General features: G+C 34.9%; 15 protein-coding genes. 3 read left to right on the forward strand and 12 right to left on the reverse strand.

What is annotated here, in order from left to right; translation table 11 throughout:
* Positions 1 to 5: 5 nt before the first annotated feature.
* The 12 genes from ACKX2A_RS13270 to ACKX2A_RS13325 form a co-directional block, all read right to left on the reverse strand.
* Positions 6 to 674 (reverse strand): hypothetical protein, encoded by a 669-nt coding sequence (locus ACKX2A_RS13270; protein ID WP_415325251.1) that lies wholly within the window; start codon positions 672 to 674, stop codon positions 6 to 8.
* A gap of 13 nt (positions 675 to 687) precedes the next feature.
* Complete coding sequence (locus tag ACKX2A_RS13275; protein WP_415325252.1) at positions 688 to 1,635, reverse strand: capsular polysaccharide synthesis protein; 948 nt, start codon at positions 1,633 to 1,635, stop codon at positions 688 to 690.
* A gap of 64 nt (positions 1,636 to 1,699) precedes the next feature.
* Positions 1,700 to 2,596 carry a glycosyltransferase family 2 protein gene (locus ACKX2A_RS13280; RefSeq protein ID WP_415325253.1) on the reverse strand — a complete coding sequence of 299 codons (897 nt, stop codon included), beginning with the start codon at positions 2,594 to 2,596 and terminating at the stop codon, positions 1,700 to 1,702.
* A gap of 10 nt (positions 2,597 to 2,606) precedes the next feature.
* Complete coding sequence (locus ACKX2A_RS13285) at positions 2,607 to 3,707, reverse strand: DegT/DnrJ/EryC1/StrS family aminotransferase (protein WP_415325254.1); 1,101 nt, start codon at positions 3,705 to 3,707, stop codon at positions 2,607 to 2,609.
* Complete coding sequence (locus tag ACKX2A_RS13290; protein ID WP_415325255.1) at positions 3,707 to 4,162, reverse strand: acyltransferase; 456 nt, start codon at positions 4,160 to 4,162, stop codon at positions 3,707 to 3,709. The genes ACKX2A_RS13285 and ACKX2A_RS13290 overlap by 1 nt, the downstream gene beginning before the upstream one ends.
* Positions 4,163 to 4,165: 3 nt before the next feature.
* The gene (locus tag ACKX2A_RS13295; RefSeq protein WP_415325256.1) at positions 4,166 to 4,561 is read right to left on the reverse strand and encodes a sugar 3,4-ketoisomerase; all 396 of its coding nucleotides are present in this window, start codon (positions 4,559 to 4,561) and stop codon (positions 4,166 to 4,168) included.
* Positions 4,533 to 5,513, reverse strand: coding sequence for a glycosyltransferase family 2 protein (locus ACKX2A_RS13300; RefSeq protein ID WP_415325257.1), 981 nt, complete (start codon positions 5,511 to 5,513; stop codon positions 4,533 to 4,535). Before ACKX2A_RS13300 ends, ACKX2A_RS13295 begins: the two co-directional genes overlap by 29 nt.
* Before the next feature lie 2 nt (positions 5,514 to 5,515).
* Complete coding sequence (locus tag ACKX2A_RS13305; RefSeq protein ID WP_415325258.1) at positions 5,516 to 6,766, reverse strand: polysaccharide ABC transporter ATP-binding protein; 1,251 nt, start codon at positions 6,764 to 6,766, stop codon at positions 5,516 to 5,518.
* 36 nt (positions 6,767 to 6,802) lie between these two features.
* Positions 6,803 to 7,651, reverse strand: a complete 849-nt coding sequence (locus ACKX2A_RS13310) for an ABC transporter permease (RefSeq protein ID WP_415325259.1) — start codon at positions 7,649 to 7,651, stop codon at positions 6,803 to 6,805.
* Between the two features lie 178 nt (positions 7,652 to 7,829).
* Positions 7,830 to 8,693 (reverse strand): glucose-1-phosphate thymidylyltransferase RfbA, encoded by an 864-nt coding sequence (rfbA, locus tag ACKX2A_RS13315; protein WP_415325260.1) that lies wholly within the window; start codon positions 8,691 to 8,693, stop codon positions 7,830 to 7,832.
* Positions 8,694 to 8,714: 21 nt separating this feature from the next.
* Entirely contained in the window at positions 8,715 to 9,794 is a 1,080-nt protein-coding gene (gene rfbB / locus ACKX2A_RS13320) for a dTDP-glucose 4,6-dehydratase (protein WP_415325261.1), read from the reverse strand.
* A 4-nt stretch (positions 9,795 to 9,798) separates the two neighbouring features.
* The gene (locus tag ACKX2A_RS13325; RefSeq protein ID WP_415325262.1) at positions 9,799 to 11,112 is read right to left on the reverse strand and encodes a UDP-glucose dehydrogenase family protein; all 1,314 of its coding nucleotides are present in this window, start codon (positions 11,110 to 11,112) and stop codon (positions 9,799 to 9,801) included.
* A 219-nt stretch (positions 11,113 to 11,331) separates the two neighbouring features.
* Here ACKX2A_RS13325 and rimP point away from each other — a divergent pair, with 219 nt between their 5' ends.
* The 3 genes from rimP to infB all read left to right on the forward strand — a co-directional run bounded on the left by rimP (position 11,332) and on the right by infB (position 16,144).
* The gene (gene rimP / locus ACKX2A_RS13330; RefSeq protein ID WP_415325263.1) at positions 11,332 to 11,799 is read left to right on the forward strand and encodes a ribosome assembly cofactor RimP; all 468 of its coding nucleotides are present in this window, start codon (positions 11,332 to 11,334) and stop codon (positions 11,797 to 11,799) included.
* Positions 11,800 to 11,815: 16 nt separating this feature from the next.
* The gene (gene nusA / locus ACKX2A_RS13335; RefSeq protein WP_415325264.1) at positions 11,816 to 13,051 is read left to right on the forward strand and encodes a transcription termination factor NusA; all 1,236 of its coding nucleotides are present in this window, start codon (positions 11,816 to 11,818) and stop codon (positions 13,049 to 13,051) included.
* A 78-nt stretch (positions 13,052 to 13,129) separates the two neighbouring features.
* On the forward strand, positions 13,130 to 16,144 hold the full coding sequence (gene infB / locus ACKX2A_RS13340; RefSeq protein ID WP_415325265.1) for a translation initiation factor IF-2: 3,015 nt from the start codon (positions 13,130 to 13,132) through the stop codon (positions 16,142 to 16,144).
* The last annotated feature ends 259 nt before the right edge of the window (positions 16,145 to 16,403 follow it).

The following is a 16,403-nucleotide window of genomic DNA, read 5'->3' on the forward strand; positions in this document are numbered from 1 at the left end:
CTGTTTTAAATATATTTTTGGGTCAAAATTCTTAAATATTCATCAGGATTTATTCCTGTGAAAAAGTCGTTTGTGGTTTCATCAAAAGAAATTCTGTAAAAGTCTCCCTCATCAGAATTTTCATACAAAGCTTTTTTTTGTAATTTGTCTTCTATTGCAGATGTTATCTCATTTAGATCATAGTAATAAGGATAGGCAAAATTGATTGTTTTATTTTTTACAAAAGCACAATTGGAAGCCAAAAATTTTGGAATATCATCAATATCCAATAATAGTCTTCTTGCTTTGGTATGAACTACAAAACTGCTGTCATTTTTAATCTGATTTTTAAGATAGTTGAATAGTGTATTGGGATTTCCCCCATTTCCTACAATATTTCCTATTCGCAGGATGAGATAGTTTTTGCAGTGGGCTTTAATATAATCTTCAATTTTCAGCTTGTGAAGAACATAATGACTGTTTTGTTTAGACAAATCATTTACACTTAATGTAGAAAAATAGATAAGCTTACTATTGCTGCTTTTTTCAATACTATTTTTAAGAAGAGAGAACTCTCTTTCAAACTCAGCACTTCTTGTCTCGAGGGAATTGGAGACTCCGGAAGCAAAAAAAAGATTTTCGTCCGAGTCTATATTTTTTAATGAATTGGCAATAAGTCCGCTTCCTATAATCATTTGTTTATTGTATTTATCTTTTATACACCCTTCTTACAAGATTCTTGAATATAAAGAATGCATAAGCTTTTCTCCTTTTTATTTTGTTGAAATAATACTGCGGGTCATTGGCAATTGAAAACAAAAATGAGTTTTTATGATATCTTCCGTATGCGATATCGGCATCCATTACATTTCGTCCGTTTTTTTCAAATTTTATCATCTTAGGATAATGTTCCGGAGTTAATCCTTGTAAAAATAAACGACTTAGATCTTTTCCTTTTATCTGCAAATTGAAATTATAAAAATGAGCCATATCACTCGCGGATATCATCATAAGGCGATAATCTTTTGATCTTCTCATCACGGTCATTGCTGCCTGATAAGCAATAAGATAATCCAATAACCAGTCTTCTGTTATATTTTGTCTTTTTGCTGGATCATTTTTTATCTCAGGATAAAAATTGTGAGGATCTGCAGAATAATAGCACTTTCTGAATTCTACGTGCCAATCATGAATCATTTTACCGTTTTTAGGAGTTGCCAAAAACCATGTTTCGAGGATCGGATATTCAAAATCATTGGTAATTAAATCAGAATAAAAACCAATTAGATCTGTGTTGTAATCTGACTTTAATTTAAAAATCCAGTCAAGATTTTCAGTAAGCATGATACTTGCATCCAGCCAAAAACCGCCATATACGTCAAGTATATTTAGTCTTACAAGATCTGTATAATTTACAAAGGAAATATCTTGTCGAATTTGTATTTCGGCTTCCGGCAGGAATTTTTTTACAGATTCTCTGTTTAGAACATGAACTTCAAACTCCGGAAGATATTTTTTTACATTTCGAATACAGGCATTCACCAAAGGAGATTCTGTAGGATAATCCCAGAACGACCATATTATTTTGGGAATAGGTTCCGTAGTACCTTCTCCGGTGCCCCAAAGTATTTCGCGATATTTTACAGGAGGAAGCATAAATTATTAATTTTAATTCTTTCTTTCATCATTGTATCTTAAGCTTAAATCTATAAAAATATTATTAAATAAATTTACAAACTGTCTTATAAATTGAAGGCGGAATATTATTTTGAATACAAAAAACCAATCTTTTTACATTAAAAGGATAATTTTTGTAAAGCTCAAAAAACTCTTTTGGAATCTCTTTTTTTGCTAAATATTTTTCCTGAATAAATCCATTAATCTTATCTCTTACAATTCCTTCTTTATCAAACATAGTTTGAAGCATTGCAAATTCCAGATCTACCCGTTCAGCCTTGGTTTTTGATATATTTTCTGTATGCATTCTGTAATATGCCAATTTCTCAGGAATATAACAGATCAGATATTTTTCATTGATTTTCAACCATCTGTAATAATCTTCCACAATTAGCTTAGAATCGTACTTTCCGGTTTCTTTTAAAGCCTTGATTCGCATTAAAACTGTAAGAGCAGGAATTCGGTTACCTTTAAGAATCTCTTTTCTATAAACATGAGGATCGAGATTTCCTGTTTTATTATAATCAGCGATATCTTCTACAATTTCCGAAGCATCATTGATGGTAAATGTATCTGTATAAACCATTCCAAATTCTTCACCAGAATTTTCCAGTTTAGTGACACATTTTTCTATGGCTTCAGGATGCAAAAAATCATCTGCAGCAATTACTTTGATAAAGTCTCCTTCTACAAGCTTCACACATTCGTTCAGAACAGTGGATAAACCTGTGTTTTTCTGATGAAAATTGGTTTTAGCGGGATAATTATTTTCTTTAAGCCAGTTTTCAAAAGTTTGAGATGAGTTGTCCTGAGACGCATCATCAGCAACAATCAACTGGATATTAGGATAGGTCTGAGCTTTAATGCTGTTCAGACATTCCGGAATATATTTTTCATGATTGTAACTGCAAACAATTATGCTGACCAATTTTTTGTCCAAAATAATTTTTTTAAAAGTTATTTATAGAATTGATAACCGCTGAAACTTCATCATCCGTCATTACAGGAGAAATCGGTAAGCTCAATACTTCATTATGAATTTTCTCCGTGATAGGCAGTTGAAGATCCTTTAAATCCGAGTATGCCTCCTGGTGATGAGGTGGTATAGGATAGTGGATAAGTGTTTGAATTCCATTTTCTTCCAAATGCTTTTGAAGTGTATCTCTATTTTCGGTTCTGATGACAAAAAGGTGATAAACATGACTGTTTTTATCCAATTTATGACCAGGAAGTATAACTTTAGTATTTGAAATTTCTGCTAAATATCGATTCGCAATATCTTTTCTTCTTTGATTCTCTGAATCTAAATGAGGCAATTTCACAGACAAAACAGCAGCCTGAATTTCGTCTAAACGAGAATTATAACCTTGATATTGGTTAACATACTTTTTCTGTGAGCCATAATTTGCCAATGTTCTGATGCAAGTTGCAAGACTATCATCCTTACAAGTCACAGCTCCTGCATCTCCTAAAGCTCCTAAGTTTTTTCCAGGGTAAAAACTAAATCCTGCAGCATCTCCCAAACTTCCTGATTTTTTGTCATTCCATACAGCGCCGATTGCCTGAGCATTATCTTCGACAATTTTTAAATTGTGCTTTTCTGAAAGCTTTTGAAGTTCTTCGGAGAAAACAATGCTTCCGTATAGATGCACGACAAGGATCGCTTTAGTTTTAGGAGTAATTTTCTCTTCAATTTTAGCAATATCAATATTATAAGTCTCAAGATCCGGTTCTACCAAAACGGGAACCAATTTATTATCCGTAATAGCAAGAACAGAAGCAATATAAGTATTGGCAGGAACCAAAACTTCATCACCTTCTTTCATAATTCCCAGCTCTATGTAAGCTCTGAAAATTAATCTTAAAGCGTCAAGACCATTCGCAACTCCTATTGCATGAGGAACATTGCAATATGTGGATAATTGTTGTTCAAAAGTTTTTACTTTTTCGCCTAATAAATACCATCCGGAACGAAATGTCTGCAACAAAGCATTTTCGATTTCCTGCTGATGTGTAAGATTTACTTTTTGTAAGTCAAGAAATTTTATCATCACTGTTTCTTCTTTAAAAATTTTGCGGGATTCCCAACCCAGATTTCATTTTCGGGAATATTTTTGGTTACAACACTTCCTGCGCCGACAAGTGCATTTTCTCCAATGGTAATTCCTGCCAAAATAGTTGCATTTGCTCCGATTGAAGCTCCTTTTTTTACGATTGTTTTTTCGAGTTTAAAATCTTTATTTTTAGATTTTGGAAATAAATCGTTGGTAAATGTAACATTTGGACCGATGAAGACATCATCTTCGATCGTGATACCATCCCAGATTTGTACTCCGGGTTTTATGGTAACGTTGTCTCCGATAATTGCCTGATTTTCTATTAAAACCTGACAATTAATATTACAATCATTGCCTATTTGAGCATTTTTTAAAACTACACAAAACTGCCATATATTGGTGCCTTCACCGATATTGGAAGACTGCACGTCCGCAAGAGGGTGTATCATTTATTAATAGTTTTTAAATTCTTCAAAATCTCTGAAATAGTCGTTCTCATCATATAATTCCGATGCTAAACAAAGCAAAACAGCACTGTGCGAAAACTGAATATCTCTCCAGATCAATTTCGGGATATATAATCCTTTTGTAGGATGATCCAAAACAAAAGTTTCTTTGTTTCCGTCTTTATCTTCCGTGTTGAAAGTAATTGTTCCGGAAACCGCAAAAATAACCTGTTGAAGTACTTTATGGGCATGTCCACCTCGGATTACATCTTGCGGAGTATAGTACGTCCAATAGACACGCTGGATATCAAAAGGCACATTTTTTTGAGCCTCAGCAATCGTGATATAGCCAAGTTCGGAAGAGCCTATTTTGTTATATGTTATTATTTGTGGACCTGTCATACAAACGTTTTTTAGAATAATAATAAATTGGGAAAAACTGATGCATCAAATCATACTTAAAACTATCAAGCAATGAAGCTTTATGTTTTAAAAATTTGAAATCAATTGTTTCGTACAACATCTTTACTTTGTTTAAATCTTTTTCAGACAATTTATGATCTTTTGATTTTAAGTCAAAATAAAGTGTTGTCATTTTTTTTAGTCTTTCAAGCATATATCGCTCGAAAGCAGCTTTGAATTCGGGATATATTTTGGAGTCGATCAGTAATTTTTTAATATAAAAATCTACGGCAAAGTTATCCAGTAATCTTGGAGAAATTTTATGAGTAACCGACTGTGAGTGTTGTAAATAAAGATATTCACCATCACAAAAACTTACTTTTCTACATTGCGTAAATAAATATCTTGTAGCAACTTCGTCAAAATTCATCAATCCGCCGGTTGTGATATTATTTATTTTTTTGAATATCGCAGTTTTCCACAAACAAAAAGTGTGAATTTTCCATTGAATGATGGTGTCTTTTATGGCTTCAATACCGGTAAGAATTCTGGTATCATCCATTACGCTGCTCACATTTTTATTCTCATCAATAATGACGAGCTTCATTCTTACAGCGTCGATATCTTCATCAGATTCAATTTCTTTTACTGCTTTTTCTATGGCATCAGGACTTAATGTGTCATCATGACCAATCAAAAAAGTATATTTTTTTGTAAGATAAGAAAGACCGCTTTTCAATGCGGTTTCTATCCCACCATTCTCTTTATCTACGATTTTTATTCGAGAATCTTTTTCTGCCCAGTTTTGTAATAAATTTATTGTATTGTCTGAAGAGCCGTCATTTACACAAACCACTTCCAAATCCTGATGTGTTTGGGAAACGATAGAGCCGACCGTTTCATTTACAAACTTTTCAGCATTATAAAATGGTATTATTATACTTACAGACATTTTTAATAAATTTTATAGCTTAATTGAGGTCTTATAATTCCTGGGTTTCTTTGGAAAATTCCATTCATCATTTCGCCTTCGATTTCAAAACCGAAATCGTCGTGATGGAAGAGAAGATCTTTACCATTCTTTCCGAAAATTAATTTAAAATAATAATCCCCCTCATTTAATAAGTTTTGCGGAATTTCAAATTCAAGATTATAAGTTTTATTTTCCGAATCTTTATTGCTTGTTATGATAATTCCGGATGCAAAAATTTCTACGTCTTCTGCATTTTTCAAAATATAAGAAATGTCGATATTTTCGTTTACAACGTTATTTTTAAATGCAATTGAGATTTTTACTCCTGATGAAATCGTAAGAATTTCCCCGTGTAAAGGCTGTGCTTCAAACTTTATCATCTGAATGTTATCATTTCCGATAAAAGAAGTTTTATTTTCCTGCCAAAAATAATTTCTTGTAAAGCTGAATGTACTTTGATATTTTTTTACAGTATCGATGATGTTTCCCTGATGAATAATCTCTCCCTGCTGCATTAAAATTCCTTTTGTGCAAAGTTCTTTTATAGCGGCCATATTGTGACTTACAAAAAGGATTGTTCTTCCTTCGCCTTTCGTAACATCGCCCATTTTTCCAAGGCATTTTTTCTGAAAGTCTGCATCTCCAACAGCCAAAACCTCATCAACGATAAGAATCTCAGATTCTAAGTGTGCTGCAACGGCAAAGGCAAGACGCACATACATTCCCGAAGAATATCTTTTTACAGGTGTGTCAATATATCTTTCAACGCCTGAAAAAGCTACAATTTCATCGAATTTTCGTTTGATTTCTTTTCTTGTCATTCCAAGAATAGCTCCGTTTAGGAAAACGTTTTCGCGACCTGTCATTTCAGGGTGAAAACCTGTTCCAACTTCTAATAGAGAAGCAATTCTTCCGTTGGTTAATATTTGTCCGGTTGTAGGTTTTGTTACCTTACTCAAAAGTTTTAAAAGTGTGGATTTTCCAGCTCCGTTTCTTCCGATGATTCCGACAGCATCTCCTTGCTCAATTTCAAAGTTGATATCACGAAGAGACCACACGTATTCGGAGTCTCCTTTTTGGGTTCTGTCATTTGCTTCTCCTACTTTAAGATATGGATCTTCTTTACCTCTCACTTTATGCCAGAATCTGTTGAGATCATGAGATAAAGTTCCTGTTCCCACTTGTCCTAAGCGGTATTGTTTTGATATATTTTCTGCTTTTAAAGCCAGCATTTTTTAATTAAATTTAAGGGAAGTTATAAATTTTTTTTAAACTGTGTCCATGAAAGTCTTTTCAACCTTGTTGAAAACCACTGTTCCGATTGCTAAGAGTAAAAGGATAATGCCGGTACTTATCAGCAGCATTACCGGAGAAAAATCTCCCGCGCCCAGCCAAGAGTATTTAAAACACTCAAAAATACCTGTCAAAGGATTATAGTATGCCAATTTTTTAACAAAGCCTGGTAAGGCAGAGGTTGGGTAAATAACCGGAGTAGCATACATATAAAGGGTAACACCAAATCCCAATAGCATACTTAGATCTTTGTACTTCGTTGTTAGTGCCGAGAAAATCATGCCGACTCCCAAAGCAAATAATGCCATCAGAATAATAAGGAATGGTGTTGCTAAAATCCAGATATTAGGGTGAATTTCTCCTTTTGCTAAAAAATATGCCCATCCTATTATAAATAATAAAAACTGCACACCAAATCGCATCAGATTGGAAATTACAATGGATAATGGTGTCACCAATCTTGGGAAATATACTTTTCCGAAAATACTTGCATTTCCTACAAACGTGGATGATGTTCCTAGTAAACAAGTTGAAAAATAATTCCACAAAGTAACTCCGGCAAGATAAAAGAGTACAGGAGGAACACCATCTGTAGATAGTTTGGCTATTTTTCCAAAGACAATAAGATAGGTAATGGTCGTCAAAATGGGATTAATAAAAAACCAGATTGGTCCTAAGATCGTCTGTTTAAAACTGGATATGAAGTCTCTTTTCACAAACATGTAAACAAGATCTTTATATCTCCATACTTCTTTTAGCTTTAAGTCTAATAAAGAATGGTTGGCTTCAATCGTTTCAGTCCACTTTTGTTGTGGTTCATTCATCTGTGTAAAAATTTTATTGCAAATTTATAATATTTAATTTATTTCGTATTTTCTGCTTTGTGAATTATTATTCATATAAAGCGGAAAATTAACAACTAATATATTAATAATTGTTATTATAAACAAAAACTATTAGCCATAAAGCCAATAGTTTTGAATTTTATTAATTTAAGTTTGATTACTTGTTAACTAATTGTTTTAAGTATTCACCGTAACCGCTTTTGCCATATTTGGTGGCTGTTTCCAACAATTTTTCTTCATTGATGAATTTGTTTCGGAAAGCAATTTCCTCGATACATCCAATTTTGAAACCTTGTCTTTTTTCAATTACTCTTACAAATTCAGAAGCGTCGTTAAGGGAATCGAATGTTCCTGTATCCAGCCATGCTGTACCTCTGTCTAGAACACCAACTTCCAGTTTTCCGTTTTGAAGATAAACATTATTCACATCGGTGATTTCAAGTTCACCCCTGTGAGACGGTTTGATGTTTTTTGCAATTTCCACAACATCATTATCATAAAAATACAACCCTGGAACCGCATAATTTGATTTTGGTTTTGCGGGTTTTTCTTCAATAGAAACTGCTTTGAAATTATCATCAAATTCTACAACACCATATCTTTCAGGATCTGAAACATGGTAAGCAAAAACAACACCTCCATTTGGATTTGTTTTATTTTGAAGCAAAGTTCCCATTTCCGAACCATAGAAAATATTATCACCTAAAACTAATGCGGCAGCATCGTCTCCGATAAATTTGTCTCCTAAAATAAATGCTTGTGCCAATCCGTCCGGACTTGGCTGAACCACATACTCAATATTACAACCAATTTGAGATCCGTCTCCTAAAAGCTTAACGAATCCGGCTTGGTCATGCGGAGTTGTGATAATTAAAATGTCTTTAATTCCAGCCAACAACAATGTTGACAGCGGATAATAAATCATTGGTTTGTCGTAAACAGGCATCAATTGCTTGCTCACTGCGATCGTAAGAGGGTAAAGTCTTGTACCGGAACCTCCGGCTAAAATGATACCTTTCATCTATAAATTTGTGTTTTAATATTAATTGTATTGATTTTCGTAGTATTTCTGGTAATCACCGCTTGTTACGTTTTCCAGCCATTCTTTGTTTTCAAGATACCAGTCGATGGTTTTTCCTAAACCTTCTTCGAAAGTTACTGATGGTTTCCATCCAAGATCTGAATTTAGTTTTGTAGCGTCGATTGCGTAACGTTTGTCGTGACCTGGTCTGTCTTTTACGAATGTGATCAATTTCTCAGAGTAGCCTTCCTCTCTTCCTAATTTTGCATCCATTTGCTTAATTAGTTCTTTCACCAAGTCAATATTCTGCCACTCGTTGAAACCTCCAATGTTATAAGTTTCACCAGTTTTAGCTTCATTGAAAATCTGATGAATTCCTTTTGCATGATCGATTACAAATAACCAGTCTCTTGTATATTTTCCGTCACCGTAAATTGGCAAAGGTCTTTCATTAATGATATTTGAAATGCAAAGAGGAATCAATTTTTCAGGGAAATGATTTGGCCCATAGTTGTTTGAACAGTTGGAAACGATAAATGGCATTCCATAAGTATTTCCATAAGCTCTCACTAAGTGATCAGATGCTGCTTTTGAAGCTGAATATGGAGATTGTGGATCGTAAGAGGTTGTTTCTAAAAAGAATCCTGTTTCTCCTAAGCTTCCGTAAACTTCGTCTGTTGAAACATGATAGAAAAGGTTTGTTCTCTTTTCATCCGGAAATCTTCCGTGCGTATGATCTGGGTTTAGCGTCCAGAATTCTTTACATAAATTTAAAAGATTTGCAGTTCCGTTTACATTGGTATTGATAAATGCCATCGGATCTGTAATGCTTCTGTCCACGTGACTTTCAGCTGCCAAATGTACCACAGCATCCGGATTGTATTTTTCAAATACCTTTCTTAATTCTTCCGGCTTTGTGATGTCCGCTTTTTCAAAAACATAATTAGGCTCATTTTCGATGTCCTTTAAGTTTTCAAGATTTCCTGCGTAGGTAAGAGCATCTAGGTTAATGATTGTTGTAGTTGGATTGTTTTTTACAAACTCCCTAACAACGTGGGAACCAATGAAACCTGCTCCTCCCGTAATAATTATATTTTTCATCTGATTAATTTACAATTGTTTTACGTCCGATACTTTTATAATAGAATCCATTTTGCTCAGGAATTTCCAATGGATACATATTTCTTCCATCAAAAATAGCTTTATTTTTCATTTTCTGAGCCATCAATTCGAAGTTCGGATTTTTAAATTCCGGCCATTCTGTAGCGACGAATAATGCGTCTGCATCTTCCAATGCTTCATACATACTTTTCGCGTACTGAATCTTATCTCCTAAAAGTTTTTGTACATTATTTTCTGCAATGGCATCATACGCTACAATTTTCGCGCCTTTTTCTAAAAGTAATGCGATATTGTCTAATGAAGAGGCTTCACGAATGTCATCTGTATTTGCTTTGAAGGCTAATCCCCACATCGCGATTGTTTTTCCTGCTATACTTCCTCCGAAATATTTTTCAATTTCTGAAACAAGGATCACTTTCTGAGCAACATTCACATTTTCTGTAGCCTCTAAGATCTGGAAATTAAAATCTTCCTGCTTTCCAGATTTTATTAATGCTTTCACATCTTTCGGGAAACAGCTTCCTCCGTATCCGATTCCTGGGAATAAAAATCGGTGACCGATTCTGTCATCACTACCCATTCCAAGTCTTACTTTGTCTACATCTGCGCCTACTTTTTCGCAATAGTTGGCGATTTCATTCATAAACGTAATTTTTACAGCTAAAAATGAATTGGCTGCATATTTTGTGAGTTCAGAAGACTTTTCGTCCATGAAAATGATCGGAGTTCCGGTGTTGGTAAATGGCTGATAAATTTTAGCCATAATATCTTTAGCCTTATCAGAACTCGATCCTACAACTACTCTTGCAGGATTCATAGAATCTTCAACGGCAAAACCTTCTCTTAAAAATTCAGGATTAGAAACAACATCAAAAGGAATCTGAGTTTTGGATGCAATCACCTCACTTACTCTGTCGGCTGTACCTACAGGAACGGTACTTTTGTTAACGACAACTTTATATCCAGTCATCATTTCTCCGATATCGTTGGCCACCTTTAAAACATAAGAAAGATCCGCAGATCCATCTTCTCCCGGCGGAGTAGGCAAAGCCAAATAGATAACTTCACTTTTATCTAATGCTTCCTTTAAATTGGTTGTGAAAAATAATCTCTCCGCTTGGATGTTTCTCAGAAACATTTCTTCAAGATTCGGCTCATAGATGGGAACTATGCCGTTTTTCATACCTTCTACTTTTTTCTCATCAATATCTACACAGTATACTGAATTTCCAAGTTCTGCTAGGGTAGTACCTGTTACCAATCCTACATAACCTGTTCCTACAATGGTAATATTCAAAATGTATGTTTTTAAAAATTCAATGACAAAAATAATAAAAATACTATCACTACCACTTTTAATTTAATGTAAATAAAAATTAACTTATTCACTTGATAATAAGATGTTTTGCATTTTTAATAAAATTTTGTATATTTGCAATGGATTTACGGAAAAACATGGGAAGGCCTTCGGAAGAAAGCCTTTTTTCGTACAGTAAATCAAGATTTTATACAATTTATGGAGTTTAGAAAAAGAATTGAAGAATTATTAAATGAATTCCTTGAAACCAGAAAAGATTTATTTCTTATTGAATTAAAATTTTCTGCAGGGGATGACATCACAGTGATTTTGGATGGTGACAACGGAGTTTCTTTGCAGGACTGCCTTGATGCAAGCCGTGCAATAGAATTCAATATGGATCGTGAGGAGCATGATTTCAGCTTACAGGTAATGTCTGCGGGATTAAGCGAACCTCTGGCAACTCCAAGACAGTTTGCTAAGAATATCGGAAGAGAAATTGAGGTTTTACTAAATGACTCTACGAAAATTGAAGGTGAATTGGCAAAAGTAGATGAAGAAAAGATCACTCTTATCCTGCGTTATCGCAAACCGAAAGATATCGGTAAAGGAAAAGTAGATGTGGAGGAGGAAAAAGAAATTCCGTACTCTGAGATTAAGAAAGCATTAGTAACAATTAAATTTTAAAAAGAAAAAAGAATAAATGGACAATATAGCGTTGATTGAATCCTTTGGTGATTTTAAAGACGAAAAAGGGATCAGTAAGATTGATCTTATGGCAATTATTGAAGATTCACTGAAGACTCTTTTGAGAAAAAGATACGATTCGGATGATCATTTTGATGTGATTGTAAACCCTGATAAAGGAGATTTTCAGATATTTTTAAATAAAACAATCGTGGAGGACGAGATGTCTGAAGATGATGATTTGGAAATCGAGATCTCTGAGGCTAAGAAAATCGACCCTACTTTCGAAGTGGGTGAAGATTTTACAATGGAAATTCCTGTTGCACAGTTAGGAAGAAGAAATATTCTTACTTTGAAACAGATTTTGGCGACTAAATTGCAGGAACATAACAACGCAATGTTGTACGAGCAGTTTAAAGATAAAATCGGGGAGATTGTAGTAGGAGAAATCCACCACATCCGTCACAAGCATGTAATCTTGTTGGATGATGAAGGAAACGAATTCATTTTGCCTAAAGAAAATCAGATCCCATCCGATTTCTTTAAAAAGGGTGAGAATATCAGAGCTATTGTGGAGACAGTAGACTTCAAAGGTTCAAAACCGCAGATTATTATTTCCAGAACTGCACCTAAATTCTTAGAGAAATTATTAGAGCTGGAAATCCCTGAAATTCAGGATGGAACTATCATGTTGAAAAAGGTAGTGAGAATTCCTGGTGAGAAGGCGAAGATTGCAGTAGATGCTTACGACGACAGAATAGATCCTGTAGGAGCTTGTGTGGGTGTGAAAGGTTCAAGAATTCACGGCGTGGTAAGAGAGTTGAGAAATGAGAACATCGATGTTATTCAGTGGTCGAAAAACCCTGAGATTTTGGTGAAGAGAGCTTTAGGTAATGTTACCATCAATAAAATTGACATCAACGAGGACAGTACTTACGCATTAGTGTACACTCCGGTTGAAGAGATTTCTAAAGTGATCGGAAAACAAGGTCAGAATATCAGACTTGCTTCTTGGTTGACAGGTTATGAGATTGATGTACACAGAGAATCCAGCGAAGATGATGACGTTGAATTAAGAGAATTTAATGATGATATCGAGCAATGGATTTTGGATGAATTTAAGAAAGTAGGTCTTACTACTGCAAAATCAGTACTGGATAAAGAAACTGAGAGTTTATTGAATATGGTTGACCTTGAAGAGGAGACTATTGAAGATGTGAAACGTATTCTGAGAGAAGAATTCGAAGATTAAGATTTTAAATAAATTTTAATAAACAGTAAAAAAAGAAATACTTTAATTTTAAGAATTAAAAAACAGTAAATAATATAGATGCCAAAAATTAGATTAAATAAAGCGGTTAAGGAATTCAACATTTCGATGTCCAGGTTAGTAGAATTTTTACAAGCTAAGGGTATTGAGGTTGAAAGCAATCCTAACGCTCAATTAGAAGAAGCGGCATATTCTGCATTGGAAGCTGAGTTTGCCAAGGATGGCGAGCAACGTAAGGCTTCCCATGAGGTGGTGATCACAAAAGTTCCGGAAGAAAAGCTGGAAATTGAAGAAAAGAAAACCCCTGAAGTAATAAGAGCTAAAGCTAATAAACCAGAAACTAAAATTTTAGGTAAAATAGACTTGGAGCCTAAAAAACCTGAAGTGGAAGAAACTCCGGTAGTTCCTGTAGCACCTGTTGTTGAAGAGAAAAAAGAAGAAGTAGTAGTGTCTGAACCTGAAGTGAAAGCAACTCCTGAAAAGCAGGAATTTAAAGTTCTGGATAAAATAGATTTATCTCAAATAGAATCTAGAAATAGACCAACTAAAAAAGATAAACCTAAAGTGGAGGAGAAAAAAGCAGAGGAAAAACCTGTAGAAAAACCAATAGAGACTGTGAAAGAAACTCCAAAACCAGTTGTGGAAACTCCGGCTAAGCCTGTTGAGGCAAAAGCTGCAGAGCCTGCAAAAACTGAAGAAGAGTTACAAGAGCCTCAAAAAATTGAAACAGTTTATCAAAAGCTTGACGGTCCTAAGATCGTAGGTGAAAAAATTGACTTAAGCCAATTTGCTGATAAATCTAAAGGTCCTGGTGCTAAAAAGAAAAGAAAGAGAATTGAGAAACCTGGAGGTAATAACAACCAACAAGGTGGAAACAATAATCAGCAAGGCGGAAATAACAATAATAACAACCAAGGTGGAGGATACCAAGGAAACCGTCAGAACAACGGCGGACAAGGTGGAAACAACAACCAAGGGAATCGTCCTCAAGGGCAGGGAGGAAACCGCCCTCAGGGTCAAGGTGGACAAGGTGGTGGAAACCGTTTTGGTAACAATAACCAAGGAAACCGTCCTCAAGGTCAAGGTGGAAACCGTCCGGGTGGACAAGGTGGTGGAAACCGTTTTGGTAACAACAACAGACCTGGGCAAAGAACGATGCCTGTTGAATTAACAGACGAGCAAGTTAAAAACCAGATCAAGGAAACACTTGAGAAATTAACAAATAAAGGAGGTAAGTCTAAATCGGCTAAACACAGAAAAGATAAGAGAAACTTCCGTAGAGAGCAAGACGAGCGTCAGCAGGAAATTGATGCAGCAGACAGAACATTAAAGGTAACAGAATTCATCACTGTTGGTGAATTGGCAAGTTTAATGAACGTTTCGCCAACAGAAGTAATTTCTGCTTGTTTCTCACTTGGTGTAATGGTTACCATGAACCAAAGATTGGAAGCTGATACATTATTATTGGTTGCTGATGAATTTGGTTATAAAATTGAATTCTCTGATGCTGATCTTGAAGATACAGATTCAGAAGACGAAATCGATAACGAAGAAGATCTTCTTCCAAGAGCGCCGATTGTAACGGTAATGGGTCACGTTGACCACGGTAAGACCTCATTGCTAGATTACATCAGAAAAACTAACGTAATTGCCGGTGAATCCGGAGGGATTACACAGCACATCGGAGCTTATAACGTGAAATTGGAAAACGGTCAGAGAATTACATTCTTAGATACACCAGGTCACGAAGCCTTTACAGCGATGAGAGCGAGAGGAGCACAGGTTACAGATATTGCAATTATCGTAATCGCTGCCGATGATGATGTTATGCCTCAAACTAAAGAAGCAATTTCTCACGCACAAGCTGCAGGAGTTCCAATGATTATCGCAATCAATAAGGTTGATAAGCCGAATGCAAATCCTGATAACATCCGTCAGCAACTTTCCGGAATGAATATTCTAGTAGAAGAATGGGGAGGTAATGTACAGGCTCAGGAAATTTCAGCCAAAATGGGTAATAATATGGATCTTTTATTAGAAAAAGTATTATTGCAGGCAGAAATGCTTGAATTAAAAGCTAATCCTAACCGTGCTGCAAATGGTGTTGTTATTGAAGCATCTTTAGATAAAGGTAGAGGATACGTTGCAACCATGTTGGTACAAACCGGAACTTTAAGAGTTGGAGATTATGTTGTGGCAGGTAAAAACCATGGTAAGGTTAAAGCTTTGCTTGATGAAAGAGGTAAAAATCTTAAAGAAGCAGGTCCTTCAATTCCGGCAACAATCTTAGGATTAGACGGAGCGCCTACAGCAGGGGATAAATTCCGTGTATATGCTGACGAAAGTGAAGGTAAAGCTATTGCTAATAAGAGAGAGCAATTACAGAGAGAATTGTCGATCAGAACCAAGAAGCATACGACCCTTGAAGAATTGGGTAGACGTATTGCTTTAGGAGAATTCAAAGAATTGAATATTATCCTTAAAGGTGACGTGGATGGTTCTGTGGAAGCACTTTCTGATCAGCTACAGAGATTATCAACAGAAGAAATTAGCGTGAAAATCCTTCACTCAGGTGTTGGACAGATCACTGAATCTGATATTAACTTAGCGGCTGCATCTGATGCAATTATCATTGGATTCAACGTAAGAGCAGGAGCAAATGCGAAAGATCTTGCGGATCGTGAGGAAATTGAGATCAGAACATATTCTGTAATTTATAAAGCTATCGATGAGGTTAAGGAAGCGATGGAGGGAATGCTTTCTCCGGAAATTCAGGAACAGGTAATCGGTAACGTTGAGATCCGTGAGGTATTCAAGATTTCTAAAGTAGGAACAATTGCAGGTTGTATGGTTCTTACCGGAAAGGTTACGAGACAATCGAAAGTACGTCTATTAAGAGATGGTATCGTGAAATTCGACGGAGAACTTGAAAGTTTAAAACGTTTCAAAGACGACGTAAAAGAAGTTACCAAAGGCTACGAATGTGGATTGAACCTTAAAGGTTACAACGACATCGAAGTTGGTGATATTCTAGAAGTTTACGAAGAGGTAGCTGTTAAAAAGAAATTGAAATAACTCTACTTTTTTGATATAAAATTAGACCCCCACTTAAAAAGCGGGGGTTATTTTTTTTTATTTATTGAAATTTATAATTGTTCTAAATAAATTTTTAATATCTATTAAAAAAATGTTAAATGTAAATTTATAGTTATAATTTCGTGGTTTATATTTGCGATAAGTAATATTATATCAAATTGTTTTTTTATAATAAAAGCTTATTCATTTTAATAATTTCTTTGGTATAGTTAAAAATTTGTTAATGTTAAAATTAATT

It is taken from the genome of Chryseobacterium sp. MMS23-Vi53, assembly GCF_047651245.1.
Taxonomy (GTDB): Bacteria; Bacteroidota; Bacteroidia; order Flavobacteriales; family Weeksellaceae; genus Chryseobacterium.